Genomic DNA, 1326 nt, shown 5'->3' with positions numbered 1-1326 from the left:
CTGGTACTGCTGACCGCGTTGCTTACGGTTCCGGCATGTCCGAGTACTGCGCAAACTGCCACACCGCGATGCACAACGACAGCTACACCTCCGGCACCAAGGGCCTGGTTCACCCGGCTGGTAACGGCGCTAAGCTGACCGCTCCGATCGCCGCCAACTACGCAGCTTACGTATCTTCCGGTATCATGACCGGCACCGGCGCAGGCTACAGCGCAATGGCTCCGTTCGAGACCGGCGCTGGCAACACCCTTGCCGACGTGACCGCTCTGAAAGCGTTCCAGGCTAGCCCGACCGCACCGGGCACCACCAGCAACGTGCTCTGCCTCTCCTGCCACCGTGCACACGCATCCGGTTTCGAGAGCATGGCTCGCTACTACCTGGGCAACGAGTTCATGACCATTGCTGACAGCACCAACGCAGCTTCCTACGACACCAGCACCACCGAGAACAAGATCAACCAGGGCTACACCGTTGCTCAGCAGCAGAACGCTTACAACGGCCGTCCGGCTTCCGTCTTCGGTCCCTGGGCACGTAACTACTGCAACAAGTGCCACGCTAAAGACTAGTACTACCCTTGCTTGACTGTGATGAAATCGAGGGCCGGCATTATGCCGGCCCTTTTGTTTTTGGTCTTCGGGACGTTCCCGGCTACTGAGTGGGCTGTAAAGCCACCACCGGCCCGGGCGTTTGCATTGTTCGGGGCACATAACATTGCCCCAGCCTCCCCGAACTGGAGAGGCGGCAGAGGCCAGCTGCCCCTCTTAGGATCGCCTCCACAACCCCGGCGAAGCTCGGGAACCGCCGACCACCCCTCCGAAGAGAACCCCCTGCACCACCCGATCGCAGACTGCGCACATTTGAGGTGATCTGGACGCACCGGCGAGGCCGAGGGCGGTCCATCCCTTATCCCCGATTCCACCAAAGACCCCATTTTTTGAGGCACTGACGTAGGGGCGCCATCAGGCAAAAGGGGGGAGACTGTCAGGTCGCAACGCAACCTTTCATTGTCGTAAGGTGTTGGTAGTTATCCCTTAAGGCTCATTTCGCGCGTTCCCGCTAAATCGAAATCCCTTCACGTGTTCCCGCCTGTGTGAAGTGTCACCCTACCTTGTGAACCACTGTTGAATGGTCATTGCCTGAATTATTATTACCGTAATAGCAGCTAGTTAGCTGGTGTCTGTGCTGCTGTAAAATGCTTTGGCACGCGGCGTGTAATAGGAGATACAGGTTTGCAGCACATGTCATGAAGTCAACACCACAAAAGGAGACAGTACATGAAAGCAACGAAGATCTTTGCCGCAGCAGCAATCTTCACCCTCGCTACCG

1 pseudogene is annotated in these 1326 nt (G+C 57.8%); it reads left to right on the top strand.

Annotation, left to right across the window (positions count from 1 at the left end):
- A pseudogene (locus GMST_RS22025) lies at nt 1-566 on the top strand (cytochrome C); the annotation flags it as partial.
- Nucleotides 567-1326: the final 760 nt, after the last annotated feature.

It is taken from the genome of Geomonas silvestris (assembly GCF_014193515.1).
Classification (GTDB): Bacteria; Desulfobacterota; Desulfuromonadia; order Geobacterales; family Geobacteraceae; genus Geomonas; species Geomonas silvestris.
This window is presented reverse-complemented; position numbering and strand designations above follow the sequence as displayed.